At 67.9% G+C, this 15123-nt stretch carries 13 protein-coding genes; 9 read left to right on the top strand and 4 right to left on the bottom strand.

Going from position 1 to position 15123, the window contains the following annotated elements; genetic code table 11:
- Positions 1 to 356 precede the first annotated feature (356 nt).
- The 5 genes from ACIOJD_RS11425 to pabB all read left to right on the top strand — a co-directional run bounded on the left by ACIOJD_RS11425 (position 357) and on the right by pabB (position 6662).
- Entirely contained in the window at positions 357 to 1526 is a 1170-nt protein-coding gene (locus ACIOJD_RS11425) for a cytochrome P450 (RefSeq protein ID WP_401911094.1), read from the top strand.
- Between the two features lie 98 nt (positions 1527 to 1624).
- Positions 1625 to 2452 carry a 4-hydroxybenzoate octaprenyltransferase gene (locus ACIOJD_RS11430; RefSeq protein ID WP_401911097.1) on the top strand — a complete coding sequence of 276 codons (828 nt, stop codon included), beginning with the start codon at positions 1625 to 1627 and terminating at the stop codon, positions 2450 to 2452.
- Between the two features lie 69 nt (positions 2453 to 2521).
- Positions 2522 to 3364: an arylamine N-acetyltransferase gene (locus tag ACIOJD_RS11435; RefSeq protein WP_401911100.1), complete on the top strand. Its 843-nt coding sequence runs from the start codon at positions 2522 to 2524 to the stop codon at positions 3362 to 3364.
- Positions 3365 to 3418: 54 nt separating this feature from the next.
- Positions 3419 to 4426, top strand: coding sequence for a diiron oxygenase (locus ACIOJD_RS11440; RefSeq protein ID WP_401911102.1), 1008 nt, complete (start codon positions 3419 to 3421; stop codon positions 4424 to 4426).
- Between the two features lie 121 nt (positions 4427 to 4547).
- On the top strand, positions 4548 to 6662 hold the full coding sequence (pabB, locus tag ACIOJD_RS11445) for an aminodeoxychorismate synthase component I (RefSeq protein ID WP_401911105.1): 2115 nt from the start codon (positions 4548 to 4550) through the stop codon (positions 6660 to 6662).
- 166 nt (positions 6663 to 6828) lie between these two features.
- Here the strand turns inward: pabB and ACIOJD_RS11450 are convergent, their stop codons facing one another.
- The 4 genes from ACIOJD_RS11450 to ACIOJD_RS11465 all read right to left on the bottom strand — a co-directional run bounded on the left by ACIOJD_RS11450 (position 6829) and on the right by ACIOJD_RS11465 (position 11447).
- A complete protein-coding gene (locus tag ACIOJD_RS11450) occupies positions 6829 to 8388 on the bottom strand; it encodes a purine-cytosine permease family protein (RefSeq protein ID WP_401911108.1) in 1560 nt (519 codons plus the stop codon).
- Positions 8389 to 8558: 170 nt separating this feature from the next.
- Positions 8559 to 9536, bottom strand: a complete 978-nt coding sequence (locus ACIOJD_RS11455; RefSeq protein WP_401911110.1) for a 4-hydroxy-3-methylbut-2-enyl diphosphate reductase — start codon at positions 9534 to 9536, stop codon at positions 8559 to 8561.
- Positions 9537 to 10060: 524 nt separating this feature from the next.
- Positions 10061 to 10528 (bottom strand): PPOX class F420-dependent oxidoreductase, encoded by a 468-nt coding sequence (locus ACIOJD_RS11460; protein WP_401911113.1) that lies wholly within the window; start codon positions 10526 to 10528, stop codon positions 10061 to 10063.
- 55 nt (positions 10529 to 10583) lie between these two features.
- The gene (locus tag ACIOJD_RS11465; RefSeq protein WP_401911115.1) at positions 10584 to 11447 is read right to left on the bottom strand and encodes a LysR family transcriptional regulator; all 864 of its coding nucleotides are present in this window, start codon (positions 11445 to 11447) and stop codon (positions 10584 to 10586) included.
- A 93-nt stretch (positions 11448 to 11540) separates the two neighbouring features.
- On the opposite strand from ACIOJD_RS11465, the gene ACIOJD_RS11470 reads away from it, so the two are divergent.
- The 4 genes from ACIOJD_RS11470 (at position 11541) to ACIOJD_RS11485 (ending at position 15059) form a co-directional block, all read left to right on the top strand.
- Positions 11541 to 12278 (top strand): SDR family oxidoreductase, encoded by a 738-nt coding sequence (locus ACIOJD_RS11470; protein ID WP_401911118.1) that lies wholly within the window; start codon positions 11541 to 11543, stop codon positions 12276 to 12278.
- 55 nt (positions 12279 to 12333) lie between these two features.
- Entirely contained in the window at positions 12334 to 12834 is a 501-nt protein-coding gene (locus ACIOJD_RS11475) for a pyridoxamine 5'-phosphate oxidase family protein (RefSeq protein WP_401911121.1), read from the top strand.
- A gap of 347 nt (positions 12835 to 13181) precedes the next feature.
- Positions 13182 to 13385 carry a cold-shock protein gene (locus ACIOJD_RS11480; RefSeq protein WP_015607926.1) on the top strand — a complete coding sequence of 68 codons (204 nt, stop codon included), beginning with the start codon at positions 13182 to 13184 and terminating at the stop codon, positions 13383 to 13385.
- Positions 13386 to 13478: 93 nt separating this feature from the next.
- A complete protein-coding gene (locus ACIOJD_RS11485) occupies positions 13479 to 15059 on the top strand; it encodes a DEAD/DEAH box helicase (RefSeq protein ID WP_401911124.1) in 1581 nt (526 codons plus the stop codon).
- The last annotated feature ends 64 nt before the right edge of the window (positions 15060 to 15123 follow it).

Here is a 15123-nt window from a genome sequence, read left to right on the forward strand (position 1 = left end):
AACCGTTGCTCCGCGGACACGGGAGCGACGAACTCAACTCCCCGGTCGTAGTCGCCCAAGCCGCACACACCGCGCTCTGAACCAGTGTGCCGGGGGCGTACCAGCGGCGCTCTCGCCCAATTCAGGCCCCTGACGGCAACGGCCGGCTGCCGCACGCGCGCACGGCGGGTGCCCTCGAGATGATGCTCGGTGCTCGAGTGGCGCCCGCCGTTCCGGCGGTCACCGGCCGGACCGTGGGTGCGGCGTGGGGCATTTCGACGAGACCGGGTCTCGTACCGCGGGGGCGACTGCCTGGTTGCACTCGGCGTCGACTCCGACGGAGGTTGTCACGGGCCATAAGGATGTGGAGAATTTCAGTGAACACCCCAGCTCAACTGCCCTTCGAGCAGACGCATCTGCTGCATGTCGCACCACAGCTGCGCACGCTCCAGTCCCAGGGCACGGTCCATCGGGTCCGTACGGTCGACGGGGACGAAGCCTGGCTGGTCACCGGTCACGCTCAGGTACAGCAGTTCTTGGACGACGACCGGCTCAGCCGTTCCAATCCTGATCCGGGCGCGGCCCGGGACAGCGGGTCCGTGTTCCTCGCCGGCCTGCTGGGCAGCTTCGCCACCGACCACGCTCGGATGCGGTCGGTGCTGGAGCCGCACTTCTCACCCGAGCGCATGCTGGCGCTGCGAACCCACATCGAAACGCTGACCGAGCAACTGCTGGACGAGTTGGCCGGGCAGACGTCGCCGGTGGATCTGCGCCTGGCGCTGGCACTGCCCCTTCCGATCCTGGTGATGTGCGAGTGGCTCGGCGTGCCCCATCAGGACAAGGACAAGTTCAGCAAGTGGACCCAGGACGCCGCCAATGTGCAGGACCCGGTCCGGTCCAAGCAGGGGCTCGGCGAGTTGTTCGGCTATTGCCAACAGCTCGTAGCCGACAAGCGGAAAAATCCCGGCGATGACGCCATCTCCAGGCTGTGCGCGACCGAGGGCCTCAACGACAAGGAAGTCGTGGGGCTGACCGCGTTGCTGCTGTTCGGTGGTTACGAGACCACGGTGGCCCGAATCGGCACGGGTGCGTTGCTGTTGATGACCAACCCCGGGCAACGGCAGACATTGCTGGACGATCCGAGCCTCATCCCGGGCGCGGTGGAGGAAATCCTGCGGATGTCGATGCCGAACCCGCACAACGGTGGAATGCCCCGTTATGCGCTGACGGACCTGGAGATCGACGGAACCACAGTCCGGGCCGGAGACCTCCTGCTGCTGAACATCATCGCGGCCAACCACGACCAGACGGTCTTCACCGACCCCGAACGGGTCGATGTCACTCGCGAGACCGCGGGCAGCCTCACCTTCGGGCACGGCATGCACTACTGCGTCGGCGCGCCGCTGGCTCGGATGCAGCTACAGGTGGCGCTCGCCGGACTTGTCACGCGATTCCCGACCATGCGTCTGGCCGTCGACGTCGAGGAACTGAGGCTCCGTCACGACACACTGACCGGCGGGCTGGTCGAACTTCCGGTGACGTGGTGACCGGCGTCCCGGCGGCAGCGGGCCGCGAAAAATCCCCGCGAATATCCGCACGCCTGGTCAAAAAGAGCCCCGAGCCACTCCGTGCCTATCTCATATTGATGCGCCTGCACGCACCCACGGGTGTCGTGCTCTACCTTCTTCCAGGACTGTGGAGTTTCTCCCTCGCCACCGAAGGGCGACCAGACCTGCCGGCGGTGGTGTGTCTCGCCCTCGCGGCGGTACTGGTGCGCGGCGCGAGCTGCGCGGTCAACGACGTCATCGACAAGGACATCGACGCCCAAGTCGCCCGCACGGCGTCGCGTCCTGTCGTGGCGGGGACGATCAGCGTCGGGAACGCACTCCTCTTCGCCGCCGCCCAGGCTGTGGCTTCACTGCTGATCCTGGCGATCGTGAACAAGGAAACGGCCCTGGTCGTCGCGGCCTCGTACCCGTTGCTCGTCGCGTACCCCTACATGAAGCGCATATTTGCCTGGCCCACGGCATGGCTGGCGTTGGTGATCAACTTTTATGCGCTGGCCGGCTGGACGGCGGTGACCGGGCGGATCGACTACCCGCCGGCCGTGTTCGGCCTGTACGCGTGCGGGTTCTTCTGGACCCTGTTCCACGACACGGTCTACTCCCACCAGGACAAGGAGTACGACCGGAGTATCGGTGTCACGTCTTCCGCTCTGATGTTCGGAAAGTCCAGCAAGGCGTGGCTGGGCATCTTCATCGCGCTGAGCGTCGCCAGCGCGTTGTGGGCCGGCGCCGAGGCGGGGACGGGCTGGGCCTTCTACGTACTCGTCGTGTTGGCGGGGCTCCTGCTTTCCTATCTGGTCGTACGCGTGGACCTGGACGTTCCGAAATCCTGCGGGGACACCTTCATCGTCAACCGCTACTTCGGCTGGATCATTCTCGCGGCGGCGATCGCCGGACAGTTCACCTGACGGACTTGATGCACGGCCGGCCGCAGTACCGGTATCCGAGCACGTCAACGATTGAAGGATGGGATACGGATGACAGATTCGATGTGGCAGGGAAATGGCGTCGACTTGGACGCCTACCTGTCTCGCGTGGGGTACGTGGCCGACGTGGCTCCGGATCTCGCTACGCTGCGGGGCCTGCACGCCGCCCACGTCGACGCCATCGCCTTCGAGAACATTGACGCGATACTCGGGCGGGCGGTGCCCTTGGACCTGGAAAGTGTCCAGGAGAAGATCGTGCGACGTGGCCGCGGCGGCTGGTGTATGGAACAGGTCGTCCTGGTGGCAGCCGTGCTGGACCGGATCGGGTTCACCTTCACCGCGCTGTCGGCCAGATCCCGGATCCGTACCGGAAACAAATTCGGCCCCGCCGTCCATGTCGCTCTGTGTGTCGAGTTGGACGACGAACGCTGGCTCTTCGATGTGAGTTTCGGTGGATACGGACTGCACGAGCCGATCCGAATCGCCGACGGCGCAACGGTGGACGGCGATTGGTCCTTCGACATGGTGCGGGAACCGCACGGTGAACACGTACTGCGATTCCTGCGGGCCGAGGGACCCGCGGAGATCTACGGTTTCACCACGGACGCGCGCTATCCGGCGGACTTCGAGATCCTCAACCACTTCTGCAGGACCCACCCTCGCTCACCGTTCAACCACCGGGTGATCCTCCAGCGCACACAGCCCACCGTGAGGCACGTCCTCATCGGCAACGCGCTCACCGAAATCCGTCCTGGAGAGCCGGCAAGTCACCGGGAACTGGACGAGGACGAGACGCTTTCTGCTCCCGAGAAGATCTTCGGGGTCACATTGGACCCGACCGAAGTCCAGTCTCTCAAGACCATGGCCGGCACGGCGGGAGCCGGTCGGAACTGACCTGGACCGAGTGTCCGCCCGGCCTGTCCATCGACAGTGGGGGAGGTTATAAGAATGATCAATCCAGAATTCGGAGCATTCTCCTTGGTGGAACGGCTGCGGTCGCTCCCGGAACATGATCCGAATGACGCAGTGGAGAACGCCATCCTCAGCAGGCTGGCCGACAACTGGAATCGGCGCGCGACGGTGAGGCGGCGGGAAGAAAGCCTGGACGACGTGTTCGAGCAGGACAGGCCGGACTTCCCCGTAGCCCTGCTGCCTTTCCGGACCCACCCTACATATCTTGCTCTCGACGACGAGGTCAAGGCCAGGATTCTTGCGTGGGGTTGGGTGGCGTTCAACAAGAACATCATGGACATCGAGCAGTTCGTGGTCAACCCGGGGTTCAGCCTGATCGCCAAAGAAGCCTTCGACACCGGGCTGGACGAATCCATGGCAATCGCGGTGACACAAGCCATGGTCGATGAGCAATACCACACGCTGATGCACCTGAACGCCAGTGCCGTAACGCGTCGGCAACGCGGCTGGCGCATGCCCGATTCCGCACTTCCGCTCGGATACAAAACACGCCGGCACGCGCACCGGCTCTCCGCCGCCGAGACACCCGAGCATCAGGCTCTGGTCTCACTCGCCTTCACCACGGTTGCGGAAGTCTCCATAAACGCCCACCTGGACCTCATCGCCGAGGATCACGAGATCCAGCCCGTGAACCGTCTGACGGCCGTCCTGCACAACCGTGACGAATACTGTCACGCCTCCATCGCGAACACCGTCGTTCAAGAGGCATGGAAGCGTTTTGGTGCCGAACAACGCGACTATTTCCTCACCGCGTTGGCCGACGGGATGGAGGCGTTCTCCGCCCACGACTTCACGACCTGGGCGAGGATCCTGGAACTACTCGAAGTGGAGGGGGGCGGACAGATGCTGCAAGACATCCAGAACGCCTCCGGCCGTGGACGGCTCCTTCAGGACTTCAGCGGGCTGCGGCAACTGTGCGAAGAGCTGGATGTCTTCGACTCCGTCCCCTTCGACTGGTCGACGGTGACGACCGAAGCCTCCTGACGGCCACCGACCACGCTGCATCCGATGTCTGAGCCAAGCAAGCCAAGCAGCGATCCAACTGGACCGGGAGGTGCCCGCACTCTCCTCTCTTCCGCCTCCGACAAACACTTGGTGCTAACCCATGCGCGTCCTGCTGATCGACAACTATGATTCCTACACCTACAACCTGTACCAGCTCATAGCGAAGGTGTACGGCATACCGCCCGTCGTCGTACGGAACGACACCGCGGACTGGGACCATCTCGATCTGAACGACTTCGATGCCGCGGTCATCTCGCCGGGACCGGGGCACCCGGCCATCCCCCGCGACTTCGGCCGCTCCCGCGACATCCTGGAGGACGCCCGGCTTCCGGTCCTGGGCGTGTGCCTCGGGCACCAGGGCATGGGACTCCTGGCGGACGCGCGGGTCACCCCCGCCCCGCAGCCCCGACACGGATACCTGTCCACGATCCAGCACAGCGGTGACGGACTCTTCGCCGGTATCCCGCAGGAGTTCACCGCCGTGCGCTACCACTCACTGAGCATCGCCGAACCCGTGCCCGCGCATCTCCGGATCACCGCGCGCGCCGAGGACGGCGTGGTCATGGGTCTGGCTCATCGCGACCGCCCCTGGTGGGGGGTGCAGTTCCACCCCGAGTCGATCTGCACGGAGCACGGTGCGCTCCTCCTGGCGAACTTCCGCGACCTGGCACTCGCCCCGGGCTCGCACGAGGGCAGTACCGGCATCCGCGATCGCCAAGTCACCACCGGAACCGGTGACTTGGCCGCGTCCGTCGCACCGTCGACTCCGCACCCGGACCCCGTACGACTCCAGGTGCAGGTCGGCGTCCTGGACGGAGCCGTCGACGCCGAGGCCGCGTTCCTGGACCTGTACGGCGCCGGCGCACGCTCCTTCTGGCTCGACAGCTCGCACGTCGAACCGGGCCTGGCCCGCTTCTCCTTCTTCGGCTCCGCGGAAGAGCCCGGAACGGAGATGCTGACCTACCGTGTGGAAGACCAGCATGTCGTCGTGGACCCCGCGGGAGGTATTCCGCGTCTGGAAGACGGCACCATCTTCGACGCCCTCAACCGCCGCACCGGCCGCGTGGTCACCGGTACCGAGGAGTTGCCCTTCGATTTCGCCGGCGGCTACGTCGGTTACTTCGGCTACGAGTTGAAGGCCGATCTCGGCGCCGACCGCACCCACCGGTCCCAGACCCCGGACGCCGTGTGGCTTCAAGCCGACCGATTCATCGCCGTGGACCACGCCGAAAACCGTACCTATGTCGTCGCCGTGTGCGAGCAGCAGGACGTGGACGCCGCCCAGAAGTGGATCAGTACCGTAGTCCCCACACTGGCCGACCTGCCCACAGCACGGCCCGACACGTCTCCGCCGCCCCTCGCCGAAAACCATGACGCGTCGAAACGCCTGGTCCGCCCGCGCACCCAGTACCTGGCCGACATCCATGAGTGCGATCGACTACTGCGGGAGGGCGTGAGCTACGAAATATGCCTCACCAACAAACTCCGCCTGCCCGCACCAGTGGACGATGTCGCCTACTACCAGCGCCTGCGCCGGCTCAACCCCGCTCCTTACGCCGCGTTTCTGCGCCTCGGCGAGGTCACGGTCTTCAGCTCCTCGCCCGAGCGGTTCCTCAAGGTGGACGCCGCTCGCACGGTGGAGACCAAACCGATCAAGGGAACAGCGCCCCGTCACCCGGACCCGCGAACCGATGATGAGAGGCGGCGCTCCTTGCAGATGGATCCCAAGACGCGCGCGGAGAATCTCATGATCGTGGATTTGCTCCGCAACGACCTCGGACGGATCTGCGAGGTCGGCAGCGTCGCTGTCCCGGCACTCATGGTGACGGAGTCGTACGCCACCGTGCACCAGTTGGTCTCCACGGTCACCGGGACGCTGCGCGACGACACGTCCGTCGTCGACGCGGTAGGGGCCTGCTTCCCCGGCGGATCCATGACGGGAGCGCCGAAGCTGCGCACCATGGAGATCATCGACACGTTGGAGGACGAAGCCCGCGGAGTCTACTCAGGAGCCCTCGGCTTCATCGGATACACGGGCACCACCGACCTCAGCATCACCATCCGCACCGCCGTGAGCCACGACGGTGAGTTGACCATCGGCGCGGGCGGCGCCATTGTCCTCGACTCCGACCCCGAGGCGGAGTACGAGGAGATGCTGCTCAAGGCCCAAGCGACTTTGCGGGCACTGCCGAAGGCGAGGGTTCCGCGCTCGTAGGCGCCGCGGGTCCAGTGAATACGTGAGCGAGCCCCCGGCCAGGTTGGTCACCGGGGGCTCGTTGCTGTCGTAGATCCCCCGTCGTAGCCGCCCGCGCGCCCGCGCAGGCCTGATCCGAACACGTCGAGTCGGGCACCGTGCCGGAGGCCGCCGCGGCCATTGCCGCTCAGGTGTGCTCGGGAGCGGTCGCGGTGGCGGAGAGGTCGTCGGGGCCGCCCGGGGAGTCGGTGATGGGCGGAGTGTCGGCGGCGGAGGCCCGCACGAGGCGGGGGCCGTCCGGCCCGTACACCGCGCGCGGTTCGGGAAACGCGATCAGCAGGCCGAGGTAGCTCATGGCCGCGAGGGCGAGACCGACCGGCAGGGAGATGTCGGCCCCGTTCGCGAGGTCGCCCAGCGGGCCGACGAACTGGCCCGGCAGGTTCACGAAGAGCAGCGCCACGACGGCGGACACCAGCCAGGCGGACATCCCGCGCCAGTTCCAGCCGTGAGTGAACCAGTAACGGCCGCCGCGCTGACGGCGGTTGAAGACCTGCAGCGCCTCCGCGTCGTACCAGCCACGGCGGGTGACATAGCCGAGAACCATCACGGTCATCCAGGGCGCGGTGCAGGTGACGATCAGCGTCGCGAAGGTGGAGATGGACTGGGTCAGGTTCAGGGCGAACCGGCCGAGGAAGAGGAACACGATCGACAGTGCCCCGATGAGGAAGGTCGCCCGGACCCGGCTGAAGCGCGGAAAGACGCTGGAGAAGTCGAGGCCGGTGCCGTAGAGCGCCGTGGTGCCGGTGGACAGGCCGCCGATCAGTGCGATCAGGCACAGCGGCAGGAAGTACCAGCCGGGCGAGATCGCCAGCAGCCCGCCGACGTAGTTGGGGGCGGCCGGGTCGACGTACTTGGCGGCCTTTGTGGCGATGACCGAGGCGGTGGCCAGGCCGAAGACGAACGGCAGCAGGGTGGCGAGCTGGGCGAGGAACGCGGCGCCCATCACCCGGCGGCGCGGTGTCGCGGCCGGGATGTAGCGGGACCAGTCACCGAGGAAGGCGCCGAAGGAGACCGGGTTGGACAGCACGATCAGTGCGGCGCCGATGAACGACGGCCAGAACAGCGGGTCGGCGGTCGAGGCGAAGGTGCCCGCGTAGCCGGGGTCGAAATCGTCGCCGAAGGCGACGGCGCCCAGCACGAAGAGCGCCGACGCGGCCGTCACGGCAACCTTGTTGACCAGCAGCATGAAGCGGAAGCCATAGACGCAGACGATGAGGACGAGGACCGCGAACACCGCGTAGGCGACGCCGTACGAGAACTCCGACTCCGGTACGTCGGCGAGCCGGTGGGCCCCGCCGATGAGCGCGTCACCCGAGGACCACACCGAGATCGAGAAGAACGCGATGGCGGTGAGCAGCGAGAGGAACGAGCCGACGATCCGGCCGTGGACTCCCAGGTGTGCCGAGGACGAGACCGCGTTGTTCGTGCCGTTCGCCGGGCCGAACAGCGCCATGGGGGCGAGCAGCAGCGCCCCGGCGACCAGGCCGAGGACGGTCGCCGCGAGACCTTGCAGGAAGGACAGCCCCAACAGGACGGGAAAGGCGCCGAGTACGCAGGTCGCGAAGGTGTTGGCGCCGCCGAAAGCCAGCCGGAAGAGGTCGATCGGGCGGGCCGACCGGTCCTCGTCCGGTATGCGTTCGACGCCATGGGTCTCGATCTCGGTGATCGACGTGGTCACGGGTTTCATCCTCCGGTCCGCCTGTGGCATCGCCCCGTGGTCAGGGGCGGGGCCACAGTCTGCGTCCCGCCCCTGACCAGCGGCAACCGTCGGTGGCGCGGGCTGGGGAGGATGGGGCGACTTCGGACTTACTCATCCAGGGGCTGTCCCGCACAGGAGCGGGACAGCCGCCTGTGGTGTCATCGCAGGTTGCGACGGAGCTCGTGGGGGAGGGCGAAGGTGATGGACTCGTCGGCGGTCGTCACGGTCTCGACATCGGCGTAGCCGCGCTCGGCGAGCCATTGCAGTACGCCGTCGACCAGGACGTCGGGGGCGGAGGCGCCGGAGGACAGCCCCACCGTGCTGACGCCCTCCAGCCAGGCCTCGTCGATCTCGTGAGCGAAGTCGACCAGATGGGCGGCGGGCGCGCCGGCGTCGAGGGCGACCTCGACCATGCGGACGGAGTTGGAGGAGTTCTTGGAGCCGACGATGATGACGAGTTCGGCGTCCTCGGCGAGTTTCTTCACCGCGGTCTGGCGGTTCTGCGTGGCGTAGCAGATGTCGTCGCTGGGCGGGGAGGTCAGGTTCGGGAAGCGCGTCTTGAGGGCATCGACGGTTTCCATGGTCTCGTCGACGGAGAGGGTGGTCTGGGAGAGCCAGACCACTTTGGATTCGTCGCGCACCGAGAGATCCGCGACGTCGTCGGGGCCGTCGACCAGGGTGATGTGGTCGGGGGCTTCGCCGCTGGTGCCGATGACCTCTTCGTGTCCTTCGTGGCCGATCAGGAGGATGTCGTAGTCCTCCCGCGCGTACCAGACGGCTTCCTTGTGGACTTTGGTGACCAGCGGGCAGGTCGCGTCGATGGTCGCGAGGTTGCGCTCGGCGGCTTCGGCGTGGACGGTCGGGGCGACGCCGTGGGCGGACAGCAGGACGATGGCCCCCTCGGGCACCTCGTCCGTGCGTTCGACGAATATGGCGCCCTTGTTCCGCAGGGTCTGCACGACGTGTTTGTTGTGCACGATCTCGTGGCGGACGTAGATGGGCGCCCCGTACTGTTCCAGGGCCTTCTCGACGGCGAGCACGGCGCGGTCCACGCCCGCGCACCATCCGCGGGGAGAGGCGAGCAGGACGCGGCGGGGTTGTGCGGCCGGGTCGGATACTGCGGGCGAGTTCGTCATGTGGTCCTCGACGTTGTGGGGAAGGTCAGGGAACGCAGTACGGCCATGATGTGGAGTGGGAGGGCGACGGTGTCCAGTGTGGTGAGTGTGTTCTGGCGTCGCTGAGCGCTCATCGCGGGGCGAGCCGAAGACGCGGGTGCGGGGCGATGGCCAGTTCCACTACGCCCAGGTCGGGACCCGGATGGCCGCCCGACGCACAGACCTTGGGGTCACGGGCGGCTCGGTAAGGGCATCGCGCACCAGGGGTCGCAGCTGAAACAGCACAACGCTACGGTAACGGACGGTCCGTACGACTGAACAGGTCGCGGTCACAGACGTGCCGACACGAGTGTTGACCGCAGGTTGACCAAGGGTGCTGCTTGTGCTGTACCTACCCATTTCCTCGGCCGGTCCCGGCACGAAAAGCCGTGCTCGACGATCCCGGGGGCGCGCGGTCGGTGCCTCCCGGGCCGGAGCATCAGGACTTCGGGACCCGGAACCATTCCGCGGTGCGGCTCGACCGGACCTGAGCGTAGGGACGCGCTTCAGCTGTCAGAGCCCGGCGACGGCAGGACGCCGGGCGGGAAGGGCTCCACGCCGACGACGTGGCGTACCCGGGAGGGCTCGATCAGTACGGTGACCCGCTGCTCGCCGGGGAGCAGCCACGGGTAGCGCTCGGCTCCCAGATATGTACGGGTGAGCCCGTCCATGTCCCGCTCCGCCTGCGGCCCTTCCACGAACCGGACGGCCCGGCCGCGGATCTGTACGCGGTCGTAGGGATTGTCCGGATCGGCGTGGGAGAGGGACACACGCGGATCATTGCGCAGGTTCCGCTCCTTGACCCGGCCGATCGAGGTGTTGAAGAAGACCAGGTCGCCGTCGAGCCCGACCCACATCGGGCTGATGTGCGGCGAACCGTCCGGCGCGGTGGTGGCGACGTACCAGAAGGTGGGCGCCTCGATCCGTGCGCGGATCGCTTGGGTCAGCCCGGTGTCGCTCGCGTCGGTGCTCATGCTCACCTTCGTACTCCCTCGCATCCTTGCGGATCAAGTCGAGTGCCTCGCACGGTCATAGCCGCGCGGCCGTGCGGATCAGTCCGGCCAGGGCGAGGGAGCGGCTGTGCGCGGGCCAGGCGATGTGGGTGACGACGGGGGGTGCGTCGGTCAGGGGGACGGCGGTGTGCTCGGCCCACAGCCAGGCGCGGGCGGAGTCGGGGAAGACGGCCGCGGTGCGTCCGAGGGCGATCAGCTGGGCCAGTTGCGTCTGGTCGTGGATCTCGGGCCCCGGGCCGGGCGGGTACGTGCCGTGGCGGGGCCAGCGGGCGAGGGGGAGACCGGGGATGTCGCTGATGTCGGCCAGGGACAGCGTCTTGCGTGCGGCGAGGGGGTGACCGGCGGGCAGGATGGCGCTCTGTCCCTCGGTCAGCAGTTCCTCGCTGTCGAATCCGGCGAGGGAGTTGAACGGCGCGTGCATGAACGCCGCGTCGGCACGACCGTCGCGCAGCATCTCTTCCTGCTCGCACATGCCGCTCGGCAGCACTTCGATCTCGGCGGCGTCGGGCTCGGCCGCGTAGGCGTCGAGAAGCTTCCGCAGCAGTTCGTGGGACCCGGCGGCCTTCACCGCCAGCACCAGGCGATCTCGGGGGCCGTCCGGACTGTCGGCGCCACCGGCGCGACGGGTACGGCGAGCGGCGGCGGTCGTCGCGTCGAGGGCCGCACGGCCCTCGTGCAGCAGCACCTCTCCGGCGCCGGTCAGGGAGACACCGCGGCGGTTACGTTCCAGCAGGGTGACGCCGAGGCGCCGCTCGAGCTGCTGGATCGCCCGGGACAGGGGTGGCTGGGCCATCCCGAGGCGCTCGGCGGCGCGGCCGAAGTGCAGTTCCTCCGCGACGGCCGTGAAGTACCTCAACTCGCGTGTCTCCAAGGTGTCCACGGCCACACCCTACTTCGGTGATACCTGCCGGGTATGACAGGGCACCGCGTCGGTGTTGGATGCGTCGCTCGTCCGCGAGCGAGTATCGGAGGCATGAACGAAACGAAGACCGCGCTGGTGACCGGCGCGAACAAGGGGATCGGTTACGAAATCGCGAACGGGCTGGGCGCCCTCGGGTATCGCGTGGGTGTGGGAGCCCGTGACGGGGCCCGACTCGAGGCCGCCGTCGAGGAGTTGCGCGCCGCCGGGGTGGACGCGTTCGGAGTGCCGCTGGACGTGACCGGCGACCGGAGCGTCACCGATGCCGCGGAACTGGTCGAACGGCAGGCCGGGCGCCTGGACGTCCTGGTCAACAACGCCGGCATCTCGGGAGAGATGGGGCCGGGGTGGGGGCAGGACCCGACCACGCTCGACCTCGACGTGCTCCGCACGGTAGTGGAGACCAACGTCATCGGTGTCATCCGGGTGACCAACGCGATGCTGCCGCTGCTGCGACGCTCGACATCGCCACGCATCGTCAACGTCTCCAGCTCCGTCGGCTCCCTGACCCGGCAGGCGGACCCGGACATCGAGATCGGCCCCGTCATGGCCGCCTACTCGCCGTCGAAGACGTTCCTCAACGCCGTCACCGTGCAGTACGCCCGGCAGTTCGCCGGTACGGACATCCTGATCAACGCCGCCTGCCCGGGACTGGTCGCGACCGACTTCACCGGCTTCCAGGGGCCCCGCACCGCTGAGCAGGGCGCGGCCACGGCGATCCGGCTCGCCACGCTGCCCGACGGCGGCCCGACCGGCTCGTTCTTCGAGGACGAAGGCGTCGTCCCCTGGTGACCGCCTGACGAAAATGGCGACAGAAGATGTCGGGTATCCACGGTTGGCTGTACGCATGACATTCACCTGGGCCGATTTCGTCTCGGCGGAGCCGCGCTTCGCCGAGACCGTTCAGCGGCGATTCGAGAAGTACCCCCACCATGTCCTCGGCACTCTCCGCGGTGACGGCTCCCCGCGTCTGACCGGACTCGAAGTCGCCTTCCGTTTCGGGGAGTTGTGGCTCGGCATGATGCCGAATTCCCGAAAGGCGCAGGATCTGCTGCGCGATCCGCGTTTCGCCGTACACGCGAATCCGGGTGCGGGCGACAGGATGGAGGACGGCGACGTCCGGGTCGGCGGGCGTGCGGTGGAGGTGACCGACGCCGCTGTGCTCGCACGGTTCGCCGAGACGGTCGCGCCGCCGCTGCCGTTCCATCTTTTCCGCGCGGATCTCGCCGAGGTCGTACGGACCGGTATGGACGGCGACGAGCTGTTCGTACAGGTCTGGCGGCCGGAGCGGGCGCTGCGCACCGTACGGCGGCGGGGCGACGACAGCCCGCCGCGCGAGGAGGGGTGAGGGGACGCGCCGGGAGGGGTGAGAGGAGAGGGGAGGGGACGAGAGGGGAGGGGCGGCGGGCGTCGAAGGGCTGTTGCGAGGCGGCCCCGGCCGCGCTGGAGGCCGCCGGGGGCGGGTGCCGGCGGGTGTCGCGATCTTCCTCGGCGACCCGCTCGATTCCCGCCACCGGGGCGTGCTAGGCTGACTGCGTTGCAGTTTTGGTACCCATGAACTTTATGTGCGCCTGACGGGAATGTTCCTCAGGCGCATTATTGTTTTTGCCGGCTTCTCCGGATGGGGCTCAATGCGGCGACGAGGAATTCGTAAAGTGCGGATTTCCGGCTCTGCACCTGTTTTAGGAGAATGACATGGCTACTGGCACCGTGAAGTGGTTCAACTCGGAAAAGGGCTTCGGCTTCATCGAGCAGGACGGCGGCGGCGCCGACGTCTTCGCCCACTACTCGAACATCGCCACCCAGGGCTTCCGTGAGCTCCAGGAGGGCCAGAAGGTCTCGTTCGACGTCACGCAGGGCCAGAAGGGCCCGCAGGCGGAGAACATCGTCCCGGCCTAGTTCCCGGACGCGTACCTCGCAGCCGGGGCCCGCACCGTGCAGGTGCGGGCCCCGGCTCGCGCTGTCCTCAGGCCCAGGAAGGCATTTTTCCGTATGACTCGACCCGAACGCCCGGCCCGTGCTGCCCGACCCGCCGGCAAGCGCCCGGTGAACTCCCGCGCCAAGGGACCCGCGAAGGGCTCGGCGAAGGCACCCGCCCGCCGCGCCGCCGCGCGCCCGCAGGAATTCACGCTGCCGGAAACCCTCACCCCCGCACTGCCCGCCGTCGAGGCGTTCGACGAGCTGGACATGCCCGCCGGCCTGCTCAAGACCCTTACCGCGCAGGGCGTGACCGAGCCGTTCCCCATCCAGGGCGCGACTCTGCCGAACTCCCTCGCCGGCCGCGACATACTCGGCCGTGGACGCACCGGATCGGGCAAGACCCTCGCCTTCGGCCTGGCACTGCTCGCCCGCATCGCCGGCCGGCGTGCCGAACCGCGCGCGCCTCTCGCCCTGGTGCTGGTGCCCACGCGCGAGCTGGCGCAGCAGGTGACCGACGCGCTCACGCCGTACGCCACCGCCGTCAATCTGAAGCTGACCACGGTCGTCGGCGGACTCTCCATCGGCAAGCAGGCGGGCGCGCTGCGGCGCGGCGCCGAGGTGCTCGTCGCCACGCCGGGACGGCTCAAGGACCTCATCGAGCGCGGCGACTGCCGGCTCGACCAGGTCTCCATCACCGTGCTCGACGAGGCCGACCAGATGGCCGACATGGGCTTCATGCCCCAGGTCACGGCGCTGCTCAAGCAGGTCGAGGCGGACGGGCAGCGGATGCTGTTCTCGGCGACGCTGGACAAGAACATCGACCGGCTCGTACGGCAGTACCTCAACGACCCCGTGGTCCACTCCGTCGACCCGTCCCAGGGTGCGGTCACCACGATGGAACACCACGTGCTGTACGTCCTGGACGAGACGGACAAGAAGGAAGTCACCACGCGGATCGCGGCGCGTGACGGCCGGGTGCTGCTCTTCCTGGACACCAAGCGTTCCGTGGACCGGCTGGTCAAGCGACTGCTGGCGAGCGGTGTACGGGCCTCCGGGCTGCACGGCGGCCGTTCGCAGCCGCAGCGCAACCGGACGCTCGAACAGTTCAAGACCGGCCTGGTCACCTGCCTCGTGGCGACCAATGTCGCGGCCCGTGGCATCCATGTCGACGACCTCGACCTCGTCGTGAACGTCGACCCGCCCGTCGACCACAAGGACTACCTCCACCGTGGCGGGCGCACCGCCCGCGCGGGGGAGTCCGGCAGTGTGGTCACGCTGGTGCTGCCCGAGCAGCGGCGCGAGATGACCCGGCTGATGTCCGACGCGGGTATCGCGCCCAGGTCGGCCAGGATCAAGTCGACGGACGAGGAGCTGACACAGCTCACCGGTGCGCGGGAGCCCTCCGGGGTGGCCGTCACCATCGACGTGCCGCAGCCCGTCGTCCAGGCGAAGCAGAAGTCGCGGCCGTCGCGGCCGGCCCGTAAGAACACCGGCGGTGGCGGCGCGGCCGGTGCCACCTCCGGCGGGTCTGCCCGAGGCGCCTCCTCCGGCGGAGCGGCGCGGCTCGGTGGCGGCAGCGCCTCCCGTGGCAGCCGGGGCCGCCGGAGCCGTCCGGGACGGGGCACCGAGGGCGGGCGTCGCACCGCCGCCTGAGGCCGTCCGTCAACTGCTCGAGCCCGGCATCGCGTTCAGCGCGGTGCCGGGCTTTTGGCTGCCC

This window comes from Streptomyces sp. NPDC088116, from assembly GCF_044741745.1.
In the GTDB taxonomy this organism is placed as follows: Bacteria; Actinomycetota; Actinomycetes; order Streptomycetales; family Streptomycetaceae; genus Streptomyces.

What these genes read in the sequence shown, in the direction of transcription:
- ACIOJD_RS11430 (WP_401911097.1), top strand. Translation starts at nt 1,625, where the DNA reads ATGCGCCTGCACGCACCCACGGGTGTCGTGCTCTACCTTCTTCCAGGA.
- ACIOJD_RS11435 (WP_401911100.1), top strand. Translation starts at nt 2,522, where the DNA reads ATGACAGATTCGATGTGGCAGGGAAATGGCGTCGACTTGGACGCCTAC.
- ACIOJD_RS11440 (WP_401911102.1), top strand. Translation starts at nt 3,419, where the DNA reads ATGATCAATCCAGAATTCGGAGCATTCTCCTTGGTGGAACGGCTGCGG.
- pabB (WP_401911105.1), top strand. Translation starts at nt 4,548, where the DNA reads ATGCGCGTCCTGCTGATCGACAACTATGATTCCTACACCTACAACCTG.
- ACIOJD_RS11450 (WP_401911108.1), bottom strand. Translation starts at nt 8,388, where the DNA reads ATGAAACCCGTGACCACGTCGATCACCGAGATCGAGACCCATGGCGTC.
- ACIOJD_RS11455 (WP_401911110.1), bottom strand. Translation starts at nt 9,536, where the DNA reads ATGACGAACTCGCCCGCAGTATCCGACCCGGCCGCACAACCCCGCCGC.
- ACIOJD_RS11460 (WP_401911113.1), bottom strand. Translation starts at nt 10,528, where the DNA reads ATGAGCACCGACGCGAGCGACACCGGGCTGACCCAAGCGATCCGCGCA.
- ACIOJD_RS11470 (WP_401911118.1), top strand. Translation starts at nt 11,541, where the DNA reads ATGAACGAAACGAAGACCGCGCTGGTGACCGGCGCGAACAAGGGGATC.
- ACIOJD_RS11475 (WP_401911121.1), top strand. Translation starts at nt 12,334, where the DNA reads ATGACATTCACCTGGGCCGATTTCGTCTCGGCGGAGCCGCGCTTCGCC.
- ACIOJD_RS11480 (WP_015607926.1), top strand. Translation starts at nt 13,182, where the DNA reads ATGGCTACTGGCACCGTGAAGTGGTTCAACTCGGAAAAGGGCTTCGGC.
- ACIOJD_RS11485 (WP_401911124.1), top strand. Translation starts at nt 13,479, where the DNA reads ATGACTCGACCCGAACGCCCGGCCCGTGCTGCCCGACCCGCCGGCAAG.